Raw genomic sequence first — 19685 nt, 5'->3', positions numbered from 1 at the left:
CCGCAATGCGACCGACGGAGCACGTGCTGGACATGTTCGCCGTGCCCGGCGACACCGAGCCGGTGCCCGGCGGGCACGGCCACAGCGTCCGCGCCGGCGACCTCGTCCTCTCCCCCGGCCGCGACGTGTCGAGCGTGGACGTGCTCGCCCCGGTCCTCGCCCGGCTGGCCGCCGACCTTGACACCCGACCGGGCCGGGACCACCGCGACCTGCGGATCGCGATGCCCGTCCCCGCGCGGGACGGCAGCTGGGTGGTCGACGGCTGGGCCGCGACGCGCTACGAGCCGGGCGTCGTGCCGCTGACCGACCTCGCGGTCACGCGCGCGGTCGGTGCGGTGCTGCACGCCGAGCTGGCCGTCCGTGTGCCCGTCCCGCGGTTGCCCCACCGCCAGGACCGCTGGGCGCGGGCCGAACGGGTGGCCTTCGGCGAGACCCCCGTGACCACCGACGCCCTCGGCCCGGACGGCGGCGAGCTGCTGCGCGCGCTCGTCGCGCACGGCGACGACTCGCCACTCGGCCCCGACCAGCTCGTCCACGGCGACCTCGCGGGCAACGTGCTGCTCGACCCCCGCGGGGCCCCGCTCGTCATCGACGTCTCCCCGTACCGGCGCCCGGTCCTGTGGGCCGAGGCGCTCCTGGTGCTCGACTCGGTGCTGTGGCACGGCGCCGACCCCGCGGTCATGCAGGAGTGGGCCACCGGAGCTGCGGGCGTGGCGATGGCCCGCGCTGCCGCCTTCCGGCTGCTCAGCGACCGTCCTGCCGACGTCGGTGCCTACACCCGGGCACTCGGCCCGCTCCTCGCCCGGCTGCGGACCTGACCGGGTCATGACTCGGGCAGGAGGTCGTGGCTGTGGCCCCACAGCCACCCGACGGCGGCCCACACGACGTCACCGAGCACGGTGAGGAAGCGCGCGAGCACCACCACCGCGGCGGCGGCGGAGAGCGACAGCTGGGTGGCCAGGAGCAGGACCATGATGCCGTCGCGCACCCCGACCCCCGCCGGGACGACGATGCTGAAGGTCCCGATGCCGGTGGCGAGCAGGTATCCGGACACCGCGACGAGGAGCAGTCGTGCCGGGTCCGCCCCCTCCGGAGCCAGGTCACGGGCCAGCGCCCACACCGACATCCCCCCGATGAGCCAGGAACCGGTGAACCACGCGCTGGAGAACCCGACCGCCGCCGGCCCGAGGTCGTGATCGAGCGGGGGCCGACGCAGCACGTGCAGCGCGTGCCGGATGCCAAGGTTGAGCAGGGGTGGCCACAGCAGGGGCAGCAGCACGACGATGATCAGCGGCACGCTCCACCACGGGAGGGTGACCTGACCACGGGTGAGCAGGACGGGCAGTGCCGGCAGCCCGGCGATCATCCCGGTCACGGCGGACAGTCCGATGCACAGGAGCCCGCACACGGCGGTGCGGCGGCGGGGCACGCCCAGCCGCGCGGCCATCTCGGTCTGCACGAGGACCGACCACACCGACCCGGGCAGGTACTTGCCCAGCTGGCCGACGAAGAAGACGCCACTCGCCGAGGCGATGTGCAGGCGGGATCCCAGGTCGGCCAGGAGCACCCGCCACCCGAGGACGGTGAGGAAGGGGGAGAACAACGCCAGCAGCGTTGCCGCGGCGAGCGGGGCCGGCCCGAGGCGTCCGAGGTCGGAGCGCACGGCCTCCCAGTTGGTCCACAGCGCGATGCCCACGGCGAGCAGGACGACGACGAGGAACCCTGCGCGCAGCAGGTCGACGACTCGCTGACGCGGGGTGCGCACCGCCGCCTGGTCGATCTCGCTCATCTCGGCTGCAGCCTAGGCGACAGCAGGGCGGGCTCAGCGCAGGTCGCCCCCTTCGTAGGGTGGGGCCATGCCCACCCCCGCATCGGTCCTCTCCGACCTCAACGACCGCGACTCCGCCGCTCCGCGGATCACCTGCTATGACGATGTCCCCGGCCCGACCGCGGGTGAGCGCATCGAGCTGTCCGGACGCGTCCTGGGCACGTGGGTGAGCAAGGCGGGCAATGCCCTCCAGGAGGAGTGGGACATCGAGCCCGGCTCGGTGGTCCGCCTGTCGATGCAACCGCACTGGCGGTTGCTCTACTGGGCCTGGGCCGCGTGGTCGGTCGGCGCGCACGTCGACCTCGACGGCGACCTGACCGCGGACCTCGTGGTCACCGACGACGCTGGTTCGCTGCCCGATGAGGGGCCCGCCGTCCTGGTCACCCGCGGCGCACTGGCCCGGTCCGCCGGTACCGACCTCCCCGACCCGGTGATGGACGAAGCGGCCGAGCTGGCCTCCTTCGGTGACGACTTCGTGGCCTGGCAGGAGCCCGACGAGGACGACCTTGCCCTCACCCTCGAGGGCAGCTCGCTCACCCACGCAGCCGCGGTCGCGGATGTGGTCGCAGCCGTCCCGGTGGCGACGGGAGCCCGCCTGCACCTGGTCGACCCGACCGCCGGCCGGCTGCTGCGCGCGGCGATGTCGGCCTGGGCCGGCGGCGGATCCCTCGTCCTCCAGCTCGGCGGAGTCGACGCGCAGACGTTGACCCGTCGCGCCTCGAGCGAGGGCGTCACCGCCGAGTGATCCGTGGACCAGCGGGGTGACGCCCTCGTTCCCACGCCTGATCGGCGATCAGGCCGGGATGAGCACCTCACGCTCGAGGGCCTGCCAGGTGACCGCACCGACGTAGCCGGTCCGGGTCAGCCCGTTGCGCTCCTGCAGGGAGCGGACCGCCTGCTCGGTGGCCGGGCCGTACACGCCATCGGTGGGCATGCCGAGCCGCGACTGCAGTGCCGTGACCGCGGGGCCGGTCGAGTCCGGCTTGAGGACCGTGGTGCGGTAGGCGAGGAAGGGGTACTTCGTCGCCTCGAGCGCATCCCAGGTCTGCTCGTCGACCATGCCGGTGATCGGCAGCCCGTGGCTGCTCTGGAAGCTGCGCACCGCCTTCGCCGTCGCCGTGCCGAAGACCCCGTCGACGGCGACGCCGCCGACGACCTGCTGGACGTTCTTCACGGCCGCGCTGCGCGTGCCCTCGGCGAGGACCATCGACTTCAGCCCGGCGAACTCGGTCGTCGTGGCGACAGTGGCCACCCCGGCGGATCCGAGGAAGGACGCCCGTGCCATGGACTGGGCACCGCCGCCACGGGAGAGCAGGGCCTCCCACGTCTTTGCCCCCACGATGCCGTCGGCCGTCAGCGAGTTGCGACGCTGGAAGGACCTGACCGCCGAGGCCGTGTTCGACCCGAAGATCCCATCGACCTTCAGATCCAGGGCCCGCTGCAACTTCTTCACCGCAGCCCCCTTCGACCCCTGACGCACCGTCGCCGGGATCTTCGTCGACGAGGACGAATCACCCTTCGAGGAATCGTCCTTCGACGAACCGCCGCCCTTCGAGCCACCCGACGACGACCCCTTCGACCCGAGCAGCTTGCGCCAAGTGTTCGCCCCCACGATGCCGTCGGCCGCCAGGGAGTTCTTTCGCTGGAAGGACCTGACCGCCGAGGCCGTGTTCGACCCGAAGATCCCATCGACCTTCAGGTCCAGGGCCCGCTGCAACTTCTTCACCGCAGCCCCCTTCGACCCCTGACGCACCGTCGCCGGGATCTTCGTCGACGAGGACGAATCACCCTTCGAGGAATCGTCCTTCGACGAACCGCCGCCCTTCGAGCCACCCGACGACGACCCCTTCGACCCGAGCAGCTTGCGCCAGGTGTTCGCCCCCACGATGCCGTCGGCCGCCAGGGAGTTCTTTCGCTGGAAGGACCTGACCGCCGAGGCCGTGTTCGACCCGAAGATCCCATCGACCTTCAGGTCCAGGGCCCGCTGCAACTTCTTCACCGCAGCCCCCTTCGACCCCTGACGCACCGTCGCCGGGATCTTCGTCGACGAGGACGAATCATCCTTCGAGGAGTCGTCCTTCGAGCCACCCGAGGCGCCCGTCTTCTTGTACGACATGCCCTTCAGTGCCTTCCAGACATTGCTGTCCACGACCCCGTTGACCTTCAACGACTTCTTGCGCTGGAAAGACCTGACCGCCGAGGCCGTCTGCGACCCGAAGATGCCGTCCACGCCGATCTTCAGCTCACGCTGCAGCTCCTTGACCGCAGCGCCCGTGGACCCCTGGCGCACCGTCGCCGGGATCTTCGTCGTGCCGCCCGAGGAGCCCGTCTTCTTGTAGCTCTTGCCGTTCAGGGCCTTCCAGACGTTGCCGTCGACGACCCCGTTGACCTTCAGGGCCTTGCCCTTCTGGAACTCGCGCACGGCGGCATTGGTCTTCGGCCCGAAGACGCCGTCGACGGACAGGCCGAGGATGCGCTGCAGTGCCTTGACCGACGCGCCGCGAGAGCCGAGGCGCACGGTGTCCTGGGTGGTCGGCGGTGTCGTGGTGGACTCCCCGCGTGCCGGGACCTTGCCGAGCGCGACCATCTTGGCCCACGTCGCCGCGTCCAGGACTCCGGTCGCGCGGACTGCGTGGTTGCGCTGCCAGGAGATCAGCGCGCTCTTGGTCGCCGGACCGAAGACCCCGTCGGCGCCGGTGCCGATGACCTTCTGCGCCAGCTGCACGTCCGGTCCGCGCGCCCCCTCGCTGAGGGTGGGGTAGGACTTCGGCGGAGTGATCGGGACGGACGGGCCGGAGGGCGAGGTCGAAACCCCGGTCCAGGCCTTGCCGGTCCACCAGGAGGTGCGCTGCATGGCGCCGTCCCAGCTGAAGCTGAAGTGGATGTGGTCCGTGTGCGGGTTGGGACCGTGGTAGTCACGCCAGCCGGCGTCCATCTGGTACGTGCCCCAGATCTTGCGGTCCCAGATGACGTACATGATGCCGAAGCGGCGGGCCATGGCTCCCTGCCGTCCCTGCGCATCCGGTGCCATGAGCCACGCCAGGACCGAGTCCGCGACGCCGCGCTCGTGCTTGTCGTAGGCGTTGAGCATCCAGTCCAGGGCGCGGCCCTCGGAGTGCTCGGTGACGCCGCCGGTGCAATTGCGCGAGATCCCGTAGTTGTACTCGCCGTAGTGGCTGGCCACCAGGCGGGCGAACGCGAGCACGCCCGGCTTCGCCCTCGGGTCACACGTGTCCTGCGGGACGTACGGCGAGGCGACGTCGAGATCGCCGGGCAGGTTGTTGTTCGTCGGCGGGCTGGGAACGGCGGCTCGAGCCACGTTCCCGGTGGCAAGGGGAAAGGCGAATGCCGGAATGAGGGCGGCGCCCACCAGGCGGACGGAACGTGACACGCGGCTGCTCCTAGGAGAGGGCACGGGCAGGGGAACCCGATCGGATTTAAACGAACCCTCATTCGTCACACTCGTCACAGAGTGCTCAGAAGTCAGGCCAGTCACTCTTATTCCACGGGTCACGTAGGACACGCCAGCCCCACAAGCCAATTACATACTTGTCATTCCTTCTCGGTGGCGGGCCGTCACCAGCCTGTGATCACCCCCTTCGTCCCCGTCCATGTGCTCCCCGCCCACTACCCACCGCCCCCTGTCTGGTTAGGCTCTGGGCATGGACAAAGTTGTCACCTCACCTGCCGAGGCCGTCGCGGACATCCCCGACGGCGCCACGCTCGCGGTGGGCGGATTCGGGCTGTGCGGCATCCCGAGCGTGCTCATCGACTCCGTCCAGGCGTTGGGGGTGAAGGATCTCGAGTGCGTCTCCAACAACTGCGGCGTCGACGACTGGGGACTGGGAGTTCTGCTGGGCGGCGGCCAGATCCGCCGCATGGTCTCCTCCTACGTCGGCGAGAACAAGGAATTCGCCCGCCAGTACCTCTCCGGCGAGCTCGAGGTCGAGCTCACCCCGCAGGGCACCCTCGCCGAGAAGCTGCGCGCCGGAGGATCCGGTATCGCCGGCTTCTGGACCCGCACGGGTGTCGGCACCCAGATCGCCGACGGCGGCCTCCCGTGGCGCTACGACACCGACGGGAACGTCGCCGTCTCCTCTCCTGCCAAGGAGACCCGCACCTTCGCGGTCAAGGAGCGAGCCGCCGACGGCACGGTGGTCGACACCGAGCACGAATTCGTCCTCGAGGAGGCCATCACCGCCGACTACGCGCTGGTGCGCGCCACCCGGGGCGACCGGCACGGCAACCTCGTCTTCGAGACGACCACCCGCAATTTCAACCCGCTGTGCGCGATGTCCGGCCAGGTGACGATCGCCGAGGTCGAGGAGCTCGTCGAGCCCGGCGACATCGACCCCGCGGACGTCCACCTGCCGGGCATCTACGTCCACCGCGTCGTCCCCCTGACGCCGCAGCAGGCCGCCGACAAGCGGATCGAGAAGCGCACCATCAGCGACGAGAGCAAGGAGGCCTGAGATGGCACTCACCCGTGAGCAGATGGCCGAGCGCGCGGCCCGGGAACTCCAGGACGGCGACTACGTCAACCTCGGCATCGGCATGCCGACGCTCGTGCCGAACTACGTGCCCGACGACGTCGAGATCGTCCTGCAGTCCGAGAACGGCATCCTCGGCGTCGGTCCCTACCCCACCGAGGCGGACATCGACGCCGACCTGATCAACGCCGGCAAGGAGACCGTGACCCTGCGCAAGGGCGCCTCGATCTTCGACTCGGCCACGAGCTTCGGGATGATCCGCGGCCGGAAGGTCGACGCGGCGATCCTCGGTGCCATGCAGGTCGCCGAGAACGGCGACATCGCCAACTGGATGATCCCCGGCAAGATGGTCAAGGGCATGGGCGGCGCGATGGACCTCGTCCACGGCGCCAAGAAGGTCATCGTCCTCATGGACCACACCGCCAAGGACGGCACCCCGAAGATCCTCCCGGAGTGTGAGTTGCCCCTGACCGGCAAGGGCGTCGTCCAACGGATCATCACCGACCTGGCCGTCATCGACGTCACCGACGACGGTCTCGTCCTGCGCGACCTCGCCCCCGGTGTGACCGAGGACGAGGTTCGCGAGAAGACGGGGGCGAGCCTCACCGTCGACTTGACCTGACCTTCCGAGCCCCACCGGGCAGTGCCACCGCTCCCGACGAAGGGGTGGGGCGCGGCCCTTGGGCTGCGCGCAGTGGGGCCGTGCCACCGCTCCCGACGAAGGGGTGGGGCGCGGCCCTTGGGCTGCGCGCCGTGGGGCCGTCCCCGGTCCGCGCTGAGTCGTGCCGACCTCACCCTTCCCCCGTCCGCTGGGAACCCATCCCTCCTTCGCCATCATGGCCGGGATACCTCGATCGGGCCGTGAAGCCTTCGGATGACCACATCATTTCGCGGTCAGATCGCGGCTTCCCGGTCGCCCCAAGACCTCCGGGGCAAAAAGGGTGGGCCGCCTCAGGCCTTGTGGTCCGGCTTGGCGAGGTTCTTGGGGCTGGTGAGGAAACCGATCCCCCAGGACCAGTGCATGGTGACGATCGCGAGGGGGACGCGGGCACGCACGGGGGCGGGCTCTCCCTTCGCGATGAGCCAGCCGCCGACGGAGACGGCCGCCGCGTAACCGGCGGGGACCAACCACGCGGGCCGCCACGCGATGCCCAGGACGCCGGCCGCGAGGGTACCCACGACCATGGCGGGCGGGGCCAGGTAGCGGGCGTTCGCCGTGCCGGGGTGCTGGCGGGCGACGACGCGACGCCAGCGTCCGTAGTTGAAGTACTGATCGGCCAGCCGCCTCACGGTGGACCGGGGCCGGTAGGTGACGACGAGGTCGGGGGTGAACCACACCCGGCCACCGCCGGCGCGGATGCGGTGGTTCATCTCCCAGTCCTGGGCACGGGCGAAGTGCGGGTCGTAGCCACCGACCCGCTCGAGTGCTTCCCTGCGGAAGACCCCGAGGTAGACGGTGTCCGCCTCCCCGGCTCCCCCTCCGGTGTGGAACCGGGCGCCGCCGACACCCAGGGGGGACTTCATCGCACAGGCGATCGCGCGCTCGAGGTCGCTGACCCCGACCGCGTTCATGACCCCGCCGACGTTGTCGGCCCCCGTCTGCGCCAGGGTCGCGACGGCGGTGCTCAGGTAGTCCCTCGGAATCTCGGCATGCGCATCCACCCGCGCGATGATCTCCCCGCTCGACGCGGCGATCGCGGCATTGAGCGCATCCGGGGTGCGCCCGGAGAGATTGGGCACGGCCCGCACCCGGGGGTCCGCCGCCGCCAGCTCGGCCGCGACCTCGGCGGTCCGGTCACTCGACGGACCGACGGCGAGCACGATCTCCAGCTCGCCGGGCCAGTCCTGACGCAGGATCTGCCGGACCGACTCCGCGAGGTGCCGCTCCTCGTCCAGGACGGGCATGATGACGCTCACTCGGGAAGACACGGGCTCCAGTATGGACAAGGTCACGACCACCGCTCCCGGGACTCGCCGCTCGCATCATGCGGGTTGCGGGCTCTTTTGCTCATATCCTCGTTCGCATGCCTGATCGCCCCTCCCGCCCCCGTCGGCCCTCCGGCGACCCCCCGTCCGGAGGCCGCGACGACGACGCGATCGTCTTCGACGCCCGACGAGGCCGTCGAGACGGTGACGACACGGCCCGGGCGATCCCGACCGGCCGGCGCGAGCGTCCGGCACGTCCGGCCGGTGGCGGCCAGTCGGCCCAGCGTCCCCACGCTGCGCGACGTCCTCCGGCGAGCGGGGGCGAGCCCAGCACCCGGGTGATGCCCACCGGGACTCCCCCCTCGCGCCCCGCCGGAGAGGGTCCACATGGCGGCCGGCCCGCGCGCGCCACGGGCGGCACGGGGGGAGCCGGTGGCGCCGGGGGGCGCGGCCCCGCTCGTCCTCGGCGCCGACGGCCGGGCCGCACGTTCGTGTCGGTACTGCTCGTCCTCGTCCTGGCCTGGGTCGCCGGCATGTTCTGGGCCGTCAGTGCCTCGTGGGCCCAGGTCGGCAAGGTCGATGCCTCCCCGGACGGCGACCGCCCCTCCAGCGATGGACGCAACGTCCTCCTCGTCGGCAGCGACTCCCGCGCCGGGCTGACCTCGGATGAGCAGAAGCGGCTCGGCACCGGGAGCGACACCGGGGGTGCCCGCACCGACTCGATCCTCGTGCTGCACACCGGCAGCGGCCCCTCGACACTGGTGTCGATCCCCCGCGACTCCTATGTCGAGATCCCCGGCCACGGGATGAACAAGATCAACGCCTCCTTCAGCATCGGCGGCGCGGAGCTGCTAACCGAGACGATCGAGCACAACACCGGCCTGAAGATGGACGGCTACATGGAGATCGGCTTCGGCGGTTTCGCCCACGTCGTCGATGCCGTGGACGGGGTCGAGATCTGCGTCAAGAACGCCATGGACGACGAGAAGGCACACATCAACCTCCAGCCCGGGTGCCAGGTCCTCGACGGCAAGACCGCCCTGGGCTACGTGCGAGCCCGCTACTCCGATCCCAAGGGCGACCTTGGTCGGGCCCAGCGCCAGCGAGAGTTCCTCGGCGCCCTGACGGACAAGGTCATTTCCCCGGCCAACCTGCTGCTCCCGTGGCGCGTGCACGCCCTGGGCACCTCGAGCGCCGGCGCACTGACCGTGGGCGAGGACGACTCGATGATCAGCACGGCGCTGGCGCTGTGGGCGTTCCGCGGGATCTCCTCGGGTGACGGCAACTCCTTGGCCGTCCCCACCAGCAACACCAGCCTGCCGACTCCGGCCGGGACGGCCGTGCAGTGGGACGAGGCCCGGGCAGAGCAGCTCTTCGCCGACCTGCGGGCAGACGAGCCGCTGTCGATCACGCCCGACGACGGTTGATGCCTGCCCCCGGCCGCGTGAGCGTGGTCACACGGACGTTAGTGTGACTGCCATGGACAACAGCATGGACGCAATCGGGGTCGTGGGATGCGGCCTCATGGGCGCGGGTATCGCCGAGGTGTGCGCTCGCGCCGGCTCGGACGTCGTCGTCGTGGAGTCGAGTCAGGAACGCGCCGACGCCGGCCGTGGTCGACTGGAGAAGTCGCTGCGGCGGGCCGAGGAGCGTGGGCGGCTCGACAGCGCGGACGCCGTCCTCGCGCGCATCCGGGTCGTCACCGAGCTGAGTCAGCTCGCCGACCGGGACATGGTCGTCGAGGCCATCGTCGAGGACGAGTCCGCGAAGGTCGACCTCTTCAAGCAGCTCGACGAGATCGTCGAGTCGCCCGAGGCGATCCTGGCCTCCAACACCAGCTCGATCCCGATCATGAAGCTCGCGACCGTGACCAAGCGCCCGGGCAACGTCCTCGGCGTGCACTTCTTCAACCCGGTACCCGTGCTCAAGCTCGTCGAGCTCGTCCCCTCCCTGATGACGGCCGAGGAGACGACGGAGCGTGCCCGCGCCTACGTCGACGGCAAGCTGGGCAAGCACGCGATCACCTGTCAGGACCGGGCCGGTTTCGTCGTCAACAGCCTGCTCATCCCGTTCATCCTCAGCGCGATCCGGATGTACGAGTCCGGCTTCGCCACCGCCGAGGACATCGACCAGGGCTTCGTGCTCGGTGCTGCCCACCCGCAGGGCCCTCTGGCCCTGGCGGATCTGATCGGCCTGGACACGACGATGGCGGTCGCCCAGTCGCTCTACGAGGAGTTCAAGGAGCCGCTCTACGCTCCCCCGCCGCTGCTCGCCCGCATGGTCGACGCGGGCCTGCTCGGCCGCAAGGTCGGGCGTGGGTTCTACACCTACGACGGCTGATTCACGACGAAGGCCCCCGCTCACCGAGCGGGGGCCTTCGTGGCGTCCGCGGGACCAGCGGATGGAGCGGTGACCGACACGGACGATGGATGGGGTCGCGCACGACTCAGGCCGCCGCCCGGACCGTCACGACACGGCGAGCGCCCGGGCCAAGGAGTCCGGGCGGTGCGCCAAGTGCCGGCGCCATCCGCCGTCCGTGCATGCCAGAGTTCAGCGCGAGGTCGGCAGGCCCTTGAGAAGCTGACGTGCCATCACGACCCGCTGGACCTGATTGGTGCCCTCGTAGATCTGGGTGATCTTGGCGTCGCGCATCATCCGCTCCAGCGGGAAGTCACGTGTGTAGCCGGCACCACCGAGCAGCTGGACGGCGTCGGTCGTGACCTTCATGGCGACGTCGGAGGCGAACGCCTTGGCCGCTGCACCGAAGAAGGGCAGGTCGTCGTCGTGGCGCTCGGACTTGGCCGAGGCCACATAGACCATCTGGCGGGCTGCCTCGAGCTCCATCGCCATGTCAGCCAGCATGAACTGGATGCCCTGGAAGTCGGCGATGTGCTTGCCGAACTGCTTGCGCTCCTTGACGTAGGCGAGAGCCTCGTCCAGAGCCCCCTGTGCGATGCCGACGGCCTGGGCGCCGATCGTCACACGGGTGTGGTCCAGCGTGCGCAGCGCGATCTTCAGGCCCTCGCCCTCGGCACCGACGATGCGATCGCCGGGGATGCGGCAGCTGTCGAAGTGCAGCTCGCGGGTGGGCGATCCCTTGATGCCGAGCTTGCGCTCCTTCTCCGAGAAGCCGAAGCCCTCGTCGGACTTCTCCACCACGAAGGCGGAGATGTTGTTGCCACGCGGCCCGTCCGGGTCGGTGACGGCCAGGACCGTGTACAGCTCGGACTCACCGGCGTTGGTGATCCACGCCTTCTGCCCATTGAGGACCCAGTCGTCGCCGTCCCGGGTGGCCTTGCACTTCATCCCGGCGGTGTCGGAGCCGGCCTCCCGCTCGGACAGGCCGTAGGAGAATCCCTCCCCCTTCGCCAGTCGCGGCATGTACCTCGCGTTGAGCTCCTCGGACCCGGCCAGGATGACCGGCATCGAGCCGAGCTTGTTCACCGCGGGGATGAGCGAGGACGAGGCACAGACGCGCGCGACCTCCTCGATGATGATGGACACCGCGAGGGCGTCCGCACCGACGCCACCGTGCTCCTCCGCGACGTGGGCCGCGTGGAAGTCGGCGTCGATGAGGGCCTTGTTGGCCTCCGCCGGGAAGCGGGACTCCTCGTCCACCGCCGCGGCGAAGGGGGCGATCTTGTCCTCCGCGATCGCCCTCACCGCCTCGCGGATGGTCTCGTGGTCCTCGGAGGTGCGGAACAGGTCGAAGTCTGGGTTGGCGCTCACGACTGGTGATGCTACCCGTGTCGACGTCTGGCGTCAGGAGTCGGTGCCGAAGAGGTCACGGGTGTAGATCTTGTCCGCGACGTCGGTCAGGGCGGGGGTGCGTCGGTTGGCGATGATGACGTCGCAGGCCGCCTTGAACTCCTCGAGGTCACGCACGACCCGCGAGCCGAAGAAGGTCTCCTCCTGCATCACCGGCTCGTAGATGAGCACCTCGACGCCCTTGCCCTTCAGACGCTTCATGATCCCCTGGATCGAGGAGGCCCGGAAGTTGTCCGAGCCGGCCTTCATGATCAACCGGTGCACACCCACCACCCGCGGCCCGCGCGCCAGGATGTCCTCGGCGACGAAGTCCTTGCGGGTGCGGTTGGAGTCGACGATGGCCTGCATGAGGTTCTGCGGGACCTCGTGGTAATTGGCCAGCAACTGCTTGGTGTCCTTGGGCAGGCAGTACCCGCCGTAGCCGAAGGACGGGTTGTTGTAGTGCGTGCCGATCCGCGGGTCGTGACCGACGCCGTCGATGATCTGACGGGTGTTCAGTCCGTTGGTCGCGGCGAAGGTGTCCAGCTCGTTGAAGTAGGCCACCCGCATGGCCAGGTACGTGTTGGCGAAGAGCTTGATCGCCTCGGCCTCGTTGGCGTCCGTGAGCAGCACGGGGACGTCGCTGTCCTGCGCCCCGGCGACGAGCAGGTCGGCGAAGTGACGTGCCCGCTCACTCACCTCCCCGACGACGATGCGGCTGGGGTGAAGGTTGTCCCGCAGGGCCTGCCCCTCACGCAGGAACTCGGGGCTGAAGATGAGGTTGTCGGTACCCAGCTTCTCCCGCAGGGCCGCGGTGAAACCGACGGGGATGGTCGACTTGATGACCATGACGGCCGTGGGGTTGACCGCCATGACGTCCCTGATCACGCCCTCGACCGAGCTGGTGTCGAAGTAGTTGGTCTGCGGGTCGTAGTCCGTCGGCGTCGCGATGACGACGAAGTCGGCCCCGCTGTATGCCCTCTCCTTCTCCAGCGTGAAGGTCAGGTCGAGGTCACGGTGGGCGAGGAAGTGGTCGATCTCCTCGTCCTCGATCGGGCTGTGCCCACGCCCCAGCATCTCGACCCGACGGGCATCGATGTCGAAGCCCACGACCTCGTTGTGCTGGGCAAGAAGGACGGCCATGGACAGGCCGACGTAGCCGGTCCCGACGACGGCGATCTTCGTGGTCACGTGGTTCCTCACAGGGCTCGCAGAAGGTCTGGGGAAGGCACCCCACGACGAAATTGTCTCCTGCGCGTCACACAATCCGCGACCCGGCTGGCGCGGGCCATTGATTCCCGCGTGCGGTCGGCGTTGGATGGGCCACATGAGCCTCACGCACACGAACAACACCGAGACGATGCGACGCCTCATTGCCGACCCCGGGAGGTGGGTCGTCGTGGGCCTGAGCAACAACGACGACCGCGACGCCCTCCGAGTCGCGCAATGGCTCAAGAAGGAGATGCACAAGGCGATCATCCCCGTGCACCCGTCGGCGGAGACCGTCGACGGCGATACCGGCTACGCGACGGTGTCCGACATCCCGGACACCGACATCAAGGTCGTGGACTGCTTCGTCAACTCCGAGCACGTCGGCGGGGTCGTCGATGAGGTCATCGCCAACAAGGACCGCCTGCAGATCGATGCCATCTGGATGCAGCTGGGCGTCGAGGACCCGGCCGCCGCCGACCGCGCCCGGGAAGCCGGGCTGCTGGTCGTGATGAACACCTGCCCGAAGATCGAGTGGCGCAGGCTGCGGGGCGAGGGCGCGGCCCGTTGATCTAGCCGGCCGATCTGCGCTCGCGCAGCCGCTCCCCCTTCGCCCGGGCCTGCGCGGCCAGTTCCGCTGCGAACTGCGCCAGCGACGAACGCAGCCGCGCCGCTTCCTCGCCCTCGCCGGCCCCGAGGATCCGCGCGGCCATCAGACCCGCGTTGCGGGCGCCGCCGACCGCCATCGTCGCGACGGGGATGCCGGCGGGCATCTGCACGATCGACAGCAGGGAGTCCATCCCGTCGAGGTGCTTCAGGGGGACCGGGACGCCGACGACCGGAAGGGTCGTCACCGACGCCAGCATCCCCGGGAGGTGCGCCGCTCCCCCGGCACCGGCGATGATCACCCGCAACCCGCGCACCTGTGCCTGCTGCCCGTACTCGATCATCTCCGTGGGCATCCGGTGCGCCGAGACCACGTCCGCCTCGTAGGCGATCCCGAGGTCGTCGAGGACCAGGGCCGCCGGTTCCATGGTCGGCCAGTCGCTGTCGCTGCCCATGACCAGAGCGACGCGTGGGGTCGTCTCGTCCGTGCGGGCCTCGGTGCTCTCGTTGCTCATTGCGTGATCACTCCCTGGATGTAGTCGGCCGCGTGCTGCGCGCGCTCGCGCAGGTCGGCCAGGTCGTCGCCGCAGACGTTGACGTGCCCGATCTTGCGCCCCGGCCGCACGCCCTTGCCGTAGAGGTGGATCTTGAGCTCGGGGTCGCGGGCCATGAGGTGGCGGTAGGTCGGGTAGAGGTCGGGGTGCTCCCCCCCGAGGACATTGCCCATGACGGTCCACCGGGCCCGCGGCCGGGGTGAGCCTAGTGGCAGGTCGAGCACGGCCCGCAGGTGCTGCTCGAACTGCCCGGTCACGGCGCCGTCCATGCTCCAGTGGCCCGAGTTGTGCGGACGCATGGCCAGCTCGTTGACGAGCACGCGGCCGTCAGCGAGCTCGAAGAGCTCGACGGCCATCACCCCGGTGACCTCGAGCGTCGCGGCGATGTCCAGACCGACGAGGGTCGCGGTGCGGGCGGTGTCCTCGGACAGGTCGGGGGCGGGAGCGATGACCTCGGTGCAGATGCCGTCCGTCTGGACGGTCTCGACCACCGGCCACGCAGCCGCCTGCCCGGAGGGGCTGCGGGCGATCAGGACCGCCAGCTCCCGGACGAAGGGGACGGCCTCCTCCACGAGCAACGGCTCACCGCGGCCGGCCGCGGTGACCAGCCACTCGTCGAGGTCATCCACGCTCTCGGCGACGAGAACCCCCTTCCCGTCGTAGCCGCCCCGGGGGGTCTTGGCGACGATCGGCCACCCGACCTGTGCGGCGAAGGCGGTGACCTCCTCGGCGGTGGAGGCCGCGGTCCAGCGGGGGCAGGGCATCCCGGCCGCCGTCAGGGCGTCGCGCATGACGAGCTTGTCCTGGGCGTGCTGCAGGGCAGCGGGCGACGGGTGGACGGCGATGCCGTCGTCCACGAGGGCCTGCAGCACGTCCGCGGGCACGTGCTCGTGGTCGAACGTGACCACGTCGCACTCGCGGGCGAAGGCCAGCACCGCCTCGACATCGGTGTGCTCGCCGACCGGTGACGAGGGGATGACGAGCGCCGCGCTGGAGTGCGCGTCCTCGGCGAGCACGGAGAGGGTCAGCCCCAGCTCCGTCGCGGGCCCGACGCACATCCGGGCGAGCTGACCGCCGCCGATGATGCCGACGACGGGAAATCCTCCAGGGGCACGGTGGGGTATCGACACGATGAGAACCCTACGATGCCTCGGTTCGGGCATGCCGCGTCTACCCTGCTGGAGATGGCCGATTCCACGCAGCCGCCGGCAGGCGCCTCCGCCGACGTGCCCCGCGAGCGCGCGCCCGGGCGACTGGCCGGCCTCATCGACACGCTCTGGCACGAGATCGCCAAGTTCGGCGTCATCGGCGCCGTGGCCTTCGTCATCGACATCGGCGGGATGAACCTGCTGACGCACACGGTCCTCGAGGGCAAGGTCACCACAGCCCGGATCATCAGCGGGGTCGTGGCGACCCTCTTCGCGTGGCTGGGCAACCGCTTGTGGACGTTCGCCCACCGGCGCTCCCGTCCCGCACACCATGAGGTGTCGCTCTTCTTCCTCGTCAACGGCGTGGCGCTGGCCATCTCGACCCTGACGCTGGTCCTCTCGCACTACGGTCTCGGCCTGACCTCGCGTCTGTCCGACAACGTGGCAACGATCTTCGGGATCGGCCTGGGCACCCTCTTCCGCTTCTGGGCCTACCGCCGCTTCGTCTTCGTCGACGAGCCGATGGACGTCGACACCTCACCGCTGCACCACGAGAGCATTCGCGCGGACGAGACCGGCATCAACGACACCCCGAGCTGAGTCGGCTCAGCGCCGCCCGGGTCCGGAGAGGAAGACGGCGAAGACGGCGGGCTGGGCCTGCACCAGCTCCAGGCGCCCGCCGTTGCGCTCGGCGAGCTGTCGCGCCAGTCCGAGACCGAGACCGGATCCGCTCGAGGTCACCGAGCGCTCGAAGATGTGCGGCGCGATCGCGCTGGGGATCCCTTCGCCCTCGTCCTGGACCTCGAGGACGACTGACCCGCCCGATCCGCGCATGGTGATCGTCACGAGGCCGGCGCCGTGGGCCAGGGAGTTCTCGATGAGGCCCTGCAGGATCTGCGAGAGGTCCATCGGCGCACACCTCACCGCCAGGCCGGGGGGCCCGTCCACGCGCATCGTGCGGTGCGCGGCGGTGAAGGCCGGCTGGTACTCCCTCTGCAGGCCGGCGAGCACCGAGTCCAGCGAGATCTCCGGGACCTCGCCGCCGTCCTGCGTGCGGGAACGCAGCGTGTCGACGACCCCGCTCAGACGCTCGACCTGGGTCACGGCCACGGCCGCCTCGTCGCGGATGTCGTCGAGATCGTCGGTCTCGGCGATCTCCTCCAGGCGCATCAGCAGGGCCGTCAGGGGTGTGCGCAGCTGGTGCGAGGCATCAGCAGCGAAGTCCTGGTCGAGCGCGCGCTGGCGTGCCAGCTCGCCGGCCAGACGCGCGATCGCCTGCGTCGTCGCGTCGATGTCGGCCAGGCCGACGTTGGAGCGAGGAAGGGCACCGCCCCCCTCGCGGATCGTCTCGATCTGGTGGGTGATGAAGGTCAGGCCCCGCGATCGACGCCGGTCGATCACCCGGAGCACGGTCAGGGCCGCGAGACCGGCGATCGCCGCACCGGCCGCCGGCGCGAGGACGACCCAGACCGGGGGTTCAAGACCGAGGACGGCCCCGCCGCCGGCGACGACGAAGAAGACGGGTCCCAGCACCAGGGCAGTGACCGCCGCGCCACCGACGGCCACCGAGACGAGCAGCCAACGGACCAGCGAGCCGTAGGTCACGAGTCGAATCGGAATCCGACCCCGCGCACCGTCGCGATGTGCGTCGGGTCCGAGACGTCGTCGCCGAGCTTGCGGCGCAGGACGGAGATGTGCATGTCCAGGGCCTTGGTCGAGCCGTACCACTCGGTCTCCCAGACCTCACCCATCAGCTGCTCACGGGTGACGACACGTCCTCGCTCACGCACCAGGACGCTGAGCACGGAGAACTCCTTGGCCGTCAGTGGCAGTTCCTCGCCGTGGAACCACACGCGGCGGCTGTCGAGGTCCATGCGCAGCGGCCCGCTCGGCTCGATCGCCTCGTCGTTGCGTCGCCTCAGCAGCGCACGCACCCGGGCCATCAGCTCCGCCAGGCGGAAGGGCTTGGTGACGTAGTCATCGGCCCCTGCGTCGAGCCCGACGACGGTGTCCACCTCGTCGGCGCGGGCGGTCAGGATCAGGACCGGCACGTCGGAACCCGTGGCGCGCAGGCGACGGCACACCTCGAGCCCGTCAAGGGTCGGCAGACCGAGATCCAGGACCAGCAGGTCGGGCGGTGTGCCGAGGGCGACGTCGAGGGCCTCGCGACCGTCGGAATGCACGCTCACGTCGTACCCCTCGCGCACGAGCGCACGTGCCAATGGGTCGGAGATGGCGGTGTCGTCTTCGGCCAGCAGCACTCGGGTCATGGTCGGATCATAGGAACTCATCCTCAGACGTGCGCGGTGACATCGGTGGCGCGTCGCGCTCCGGTGACCCTCACGAGGCGGCTCGGGACGACCTCCCCGATCCCTCGGAGTGAACGGCGGCGGGTCGGGACGGTGGCGAATCCGCTGAGCGGCTCGAGCAACCGAGTGAGGGCGTCGTCGACGTAGACGCCGCCGGGTGGGGCGACGGCGGTCAGGCGGCTGGCGCGGTTGACCGTCGTGCCGAAGACGTCGCCGAGCCGGCGCACGACCGGACCGTGGGCCATACCGATCCGGGCCTGCGGGAGCAGGTCGTCCTCGGTCATGGCCTCGACGAGATCGAGCGCGATGGCGGCCGCGGGGGCGACCTCGAAGGTCTGGAAAAGCACCTCGTCACCCACGGTCTTGATGACTCGTCCGCCGTGGGCGGTGACGATGTCGGTGCACAGGTCCTCGAAGCGCTGGACCAGCCGGGCCAGGTCCCTCTCGGTCAGACGCCGAACGACGGAGGTGAAGTTGACCAGGTCGGCGAAGCCGATGACCGACATGCGGCCGGCGTCCTCCTCGACGGTCAGCAGTCGCTGGATGGTCGCGGTCAGCTGTCGGCGCCACACGTAGAGCAGCAGGGGCTCGACCTCGTCGGCGAGACCGGAGAGCCAGGCGGCCGCGACCTCGGAGTCCCCCACGGCCTCATCCTCGGTCGGCTCCTCGTCGCCGTGGCGCTGGCGGGCGACCTCCTCGAGGACGAGCTGGGCCTGCCACGCGGCGAGACGGTCCATGGTCCGGGCCAGAGCGCGGGTCATCGACAGCGCGAACTCCTCGGGGAACTCGCCCTCCCGGACCAGCCGGGCGACCCGCGAGAGCGCCTCCAGGTCGGCCTCGGTGAACATGTCATCGCCCTCCTGGACGATGGGGAAGCCCATCGCGTGCCAGAACTTGCGGGCGGAGCGCACCGAGACCCCGGCGCCGCGGGAGACCTGCCGCCGGCCCATCGAGGCGGGTCGACCGAGCAGGACGCGCTCGAACTCCTCCGGGGCACCATCGTCCGGCAGGCCCGGCTCGTCAGGGTCGTGCCCGTGGGCTCCGGCGTACGGCACAGCACCTCCGTGGGATCGATGGTTCAGCTGGACGACGCGCCGGGCAGACGGATGTGCTGCACGTCACCTGCCGCAACGGTATCCGAGCCGTGCGCCCGGATGACACGCAGGCAGCCGTCGAGATCCAGACCCGTGGTCTCGACCTCCTCCCGGGTGCCGTCGGGGTGGTGCACGACGACGCGACGCCCCAGGGTGGCGCAGGCGGCCGAATAGTCCGCCCTCACCTGCGCGGCCCGCTCCCCCCCTTCGGCCAGGGCGGTGTGCAGGTGCCGCAGGTGGGTGAGCACCGCTGCGGCCAAGGTGGTCCGGTCGACGTGCGCACCGACGAGGCGAAGGGAGGTGGCCGTCTCGACCGGCAGGTCACCACGGCCGTGACCGACGTTGATGCCGATCCCCACCACCACACGACCATCCGGTTGCGACTGGCACAGGATGCCGCAGACCTTTCGACCGTCGTCCCCCGGCAGGAGGACGTCGTTCGGCCACTTCAGGTGGGCATCCACCCCTTCGTCCACCAGCGCGGAGCGCACGGCCAGTCCAGTCGCCAGCGGCAGCCAGCCCGGGGGGGCGACGGGAGGGACGACGACGGACATCGCCAACGAGGCACCCGGGGTGTCCTGCCACGGGCGACCGAGCCGGCCGCGGCCAGCCGTCTGGTGCTCGGTGATCACCGGTGACCACAACACGCCACGCGCGGCCGCCTCCGCGTTGGTCGAGCCGACCCTGGGGAGATGCACCACCTCCCCCCAACCCTCGTCGGGAGGCAGCAGGTTGGTCAGTCGTTGGACATCCATCGGGGTCGGCACAGCGTCA

At 70.2% G+C, this 19685-nt stretch carries 19 protein-coding genes; 8 read left to right on the top strand and 11 right to left on the bottom strand.

Annotated features, from left to right (window positions below; translation table 11 throughout):
• Positions 1 to 5 precede the first annotated feature (5 nt).
• On the top strand, positions 6 to 818 hold the full coding sequence (locus tag BJY20_RS12590) for an aminoglycoside phosphotransferase/kinase family protein (protein ID WP_185991857.1): 813 nt from the start codon (positions 6 to 8) through the stop codon (positions 816 to 818).
• 5 nt (positions 819 to 823) lie between these two features.
• On the opposite strand, the gene BJY20_RS12585 is transcribed toward BJY20_RS12590, so the two are convergent.
• On the bottom strand, positions 824 to 1789 hold the full coding sequence (locus BJY20_RS12585) for a lysylphosphatidylglycerol synthase domain-containing protein (RefSeq protein ID WP_185991856.1): 966 nt from the start codon (positions 1787 to 1789) through the stop codon (positions 824 to 826).
• Between the two features lie 67 nt (positions 1790 to 1856).
• Between BJY20_RS12585 and BJY20_RS12580 the strand changes: the two genes are divergently transcribed.
• A complete protein-coding gene (locus tag BJY20_RS12580; RefSeq protein WP_185991855.1) occupies positions 1857 to 2573 on the top strand; it encodes a TIGR03089 family protein in 717 nt (238 codons plus the stop codon).
• 48 nt (positions 2574 to 2621) lie between these two features.
• Here the strand turns inward: BJY20_RS12580 and BJY20_RS12575 are convergent, their stop codons facing one another.
• Positions 2622 to 5219 (bottom strand): peptidoglycan-binding protein, encoded by a 2598-nt coding sequence (locus BJY20_RS12575; RefSeq protein WP_185991854.1) that lies wholly within the window; start codon positions 5217 to 5219, stop codon positions 2622 to 2624.
• A 271-nt stretch (positions 5220 to 5490) separates the two neighbouring features.
• Between BJY20_RS12575 and BJY20_RS12570 the strand changes: the two genes are divergently transcribed.
• Together BJY20_RS12570 and BJY20_RS12565 are read left to right on the top strand one after the other, a co-directional pair.
• Positions 5491 to 6300, top strand: coding sequence for a CoA transferase subunit A (locus tag BJY20_RS12570; RefSeq protein WP_185991853.1), 810 nt, complete (start codon positions 5491 to 5493; stop codon positions 6298 to 6300).
• A gap of 1 nt (position 6301) precedes the next feature.
• A complete protein-coding gene (locus tag BJY20_RS12565; protein ID WP_185991852.1) occupies positions 6302 to 6940 on the top strand; it encodes a CoA transferase subunit B in 639 nt (212 codons plus the stop codon).
• Between the two features lie 329 nt (positions 6941 to 7269).
• Here BJY20_RS12565 and BJY20_RS12560 read toward each other — a convergent pair whose 3' ends face one another.
• Positions 7270 to 8247, bottom strand: a complete 978-nt coding sequence (locus tag BJY20_RS12560; RefSeq protein WP_343062887.1) for a glycosyltransferase family 2 protein — start codon at positions 8245 to 8247, stop codon at positions 7270 to 7272.
• A gap of 95 nt (positions 8248 to 8342) precedes the next feature.
• On the opposite strand from BJY20_RS12560, the gene BJY20_RS12555 reads away from it, so the two are divergent.
• Positions 8343 to 9671, top strand: a complete 1329-nt coding sequence (locus BJY20_RS12555) for an LCP family protein (RefSeq protein ID WP_246297154.1) — start codon at positions 8343 to 8345, stop codon at positions 9669 to 9671.
• Positions 9672 to 9723: 52 nt separating this feature from the next.
• Positions 9724 to 10584: a 3-hydroxybutyryl-CoA dehydrogenase gene (locus BJY20_RS12550; RefSeq protein ID WP_185991851.1), complete on the top strand. Its 861-nt coding sequence runs from the start codon at positions 9724 to 9726 to the stop codon at positions 10582 to 10584.
• Between the two features lie 210 nt (positions 10585 to 10794).
• Here the strand turns inward: BJY20_RS12550 and BJY20_RS12545 are convergent, their stop codons facing one another.
• The gene (locus BJY20_RS12545; protein WP_185991850.1) at positions 10795 to 11973 is read right to left on the bottom strand and encodes an acyl-CoA dehydrogenase family protein; all 1179 of its coding nucleotides are present in this window, start codon (positions 11971 to 11973) and stop codon (positions 10795 to 10797) included.
• 33 nt (positions 11974 to 12006) lie between these two features.
• Positions 12007 to 13182, bottom strand: a complete 1176-nt coding sequence (locus BJY20_RS12540) for a nucleotide sugar dehydrogenase (RefSeq protein WP_343062885.1) — start codon at positions 13180 to 13182, stop codon at positions 12007 to 12009.
• Between the two features lie 127 nt (positions 13183 to 13309).
• Between BJY20_RS12540 and BJY20_RS12535 the strand changes: the two genes are divergently transcribed.
• Positions 13310 to 13771, top strand: a complete 462-nt coding sequence (locus BJY20_RS12535; protein ID WP_185991848.1) for a CoA-binding protein — start codon at positions 13310 to 13312, stop codon at positions 13769 to 13771.
• 1 nt (position 13772) lies between these two features.
• Here the strand turns inward: BJY20_RS12535 and purE are convergent, their stop codons facing one another.
• Both purE and BJY20_RS12525 read right to left on the bottom strand, forming a co-directional pair.
• Entirely contained in the window at positions 13773 to 14321 is a 549-nt protein-coding gene (purE, locus tag BJY20_RS12530) for a 5-(carboxyamino)imidazole ribonucleotide mutase (RefSeq protein ID WP_185991847.1), read from the bottom strand.
• On the bottom strand, positions 14318 to 15490 hold the full coding sequence (locus BJY20_RS12525; protein ID WP_343062884.1) for a 5-(carboxyamino)imidazole ribonucleotide synthase: 1173 nt from the start codon (positions 15488 to 15490) through the stop codon (positions 14318 to 14320). The genes purE and BJY20_RS12525 overlap by 4 nt, the downstream gene beginning before the upstream one ends.
• A gap of 54 nt (positions 15491 to 15544) precedes the next feature.
• Here BJY20_RS12525 and BJY20_RS12520 point away from each other — a divergent pair, with 54 nt between their 5' ends.
• Positions 15545 to 16108, top strand: coding sequence for a GtrA family protein (locus BJY20_RS12520; protein WP_185991845.1), 564 nt, complete (start codon positions 15545 to 15547; stop codon positions 16106 to 16108).
• Between the two features lie 6 nt (positions 16109 to 16114).
• On the opposite strand, the gene BJY20_RS12515 is transcribed toward BJY20_RS12520, so the two are convergent.
• From BJY20_RS12515 to BJY20_RS12500, 4 genes are read right to left on the bottom strand one after another with little or no spacing between them, the layout of a single operon-like run.
• Complete coding sequence (locus BJY20_RS12515) at positions 16115 to 17113, bottom strand: sensor histidine kinase (RefSeq protein ID WP_343062883.1); 999 nt, start codon at positions 17111 to 17113, stop codon at positions 16115 to 16117.
• Complete coding sequence (locus BJY20_RS12510) at positions 17110 to 17778, bottom strand: response regulator transcription factor (protein ID WP_185991844.1); 669 nt, start codon at positions 17776 to 17778, stop codon at positions 17110 to 17112. Before BJY20_RS12510 ends, BJY20_RS12515 begins: the two co-directional genes overlap by 4 nt.
• Positions 17779 to 17801: 23 nt before the next feature.
• Complete coding sequence (locus BJY20_RS12505) at positions 17802 to 18872, bottom strand: adenylate/guanylate cyclase domain-containing protein (RefSeq protein ID WP_343062882.1); 1071 nt, start codon at positions 18870 to 18872, stop codon at positions 17802 to 17804.
• Positions 18873 to 18895: 23 nt separating this feature from the next.
• Complete coding sequence (locus BJY20_RS12500; protein WP_185991843.1) at positions 18896 to 19678, bottom strand: biotin--[acetyl-CoA-carboxylase] ligase; 783 nt, start codon at positions 19676 to 19678, stop codon at positions 18896 to 18898.
• Positions 19679 to 19685: the final 7 nt, after the last annotated feature.

Origin of the sequence: Janibacter cremeus, assembly GCF_013409205.1 — a bacterium.
GTDB classification, from domain to species: domain Bacteria; phylum Actinomycetota; class Actinomycetes; order Actinomycetales; family Dermatophilaceae; genus Janibacter; species Janibacter cremeus.
The sequence above is the reverse complement of the archived record's forward strand: the minus strand, read 5'-3'. Positions and strand labels throughout refer to the sequence as shown.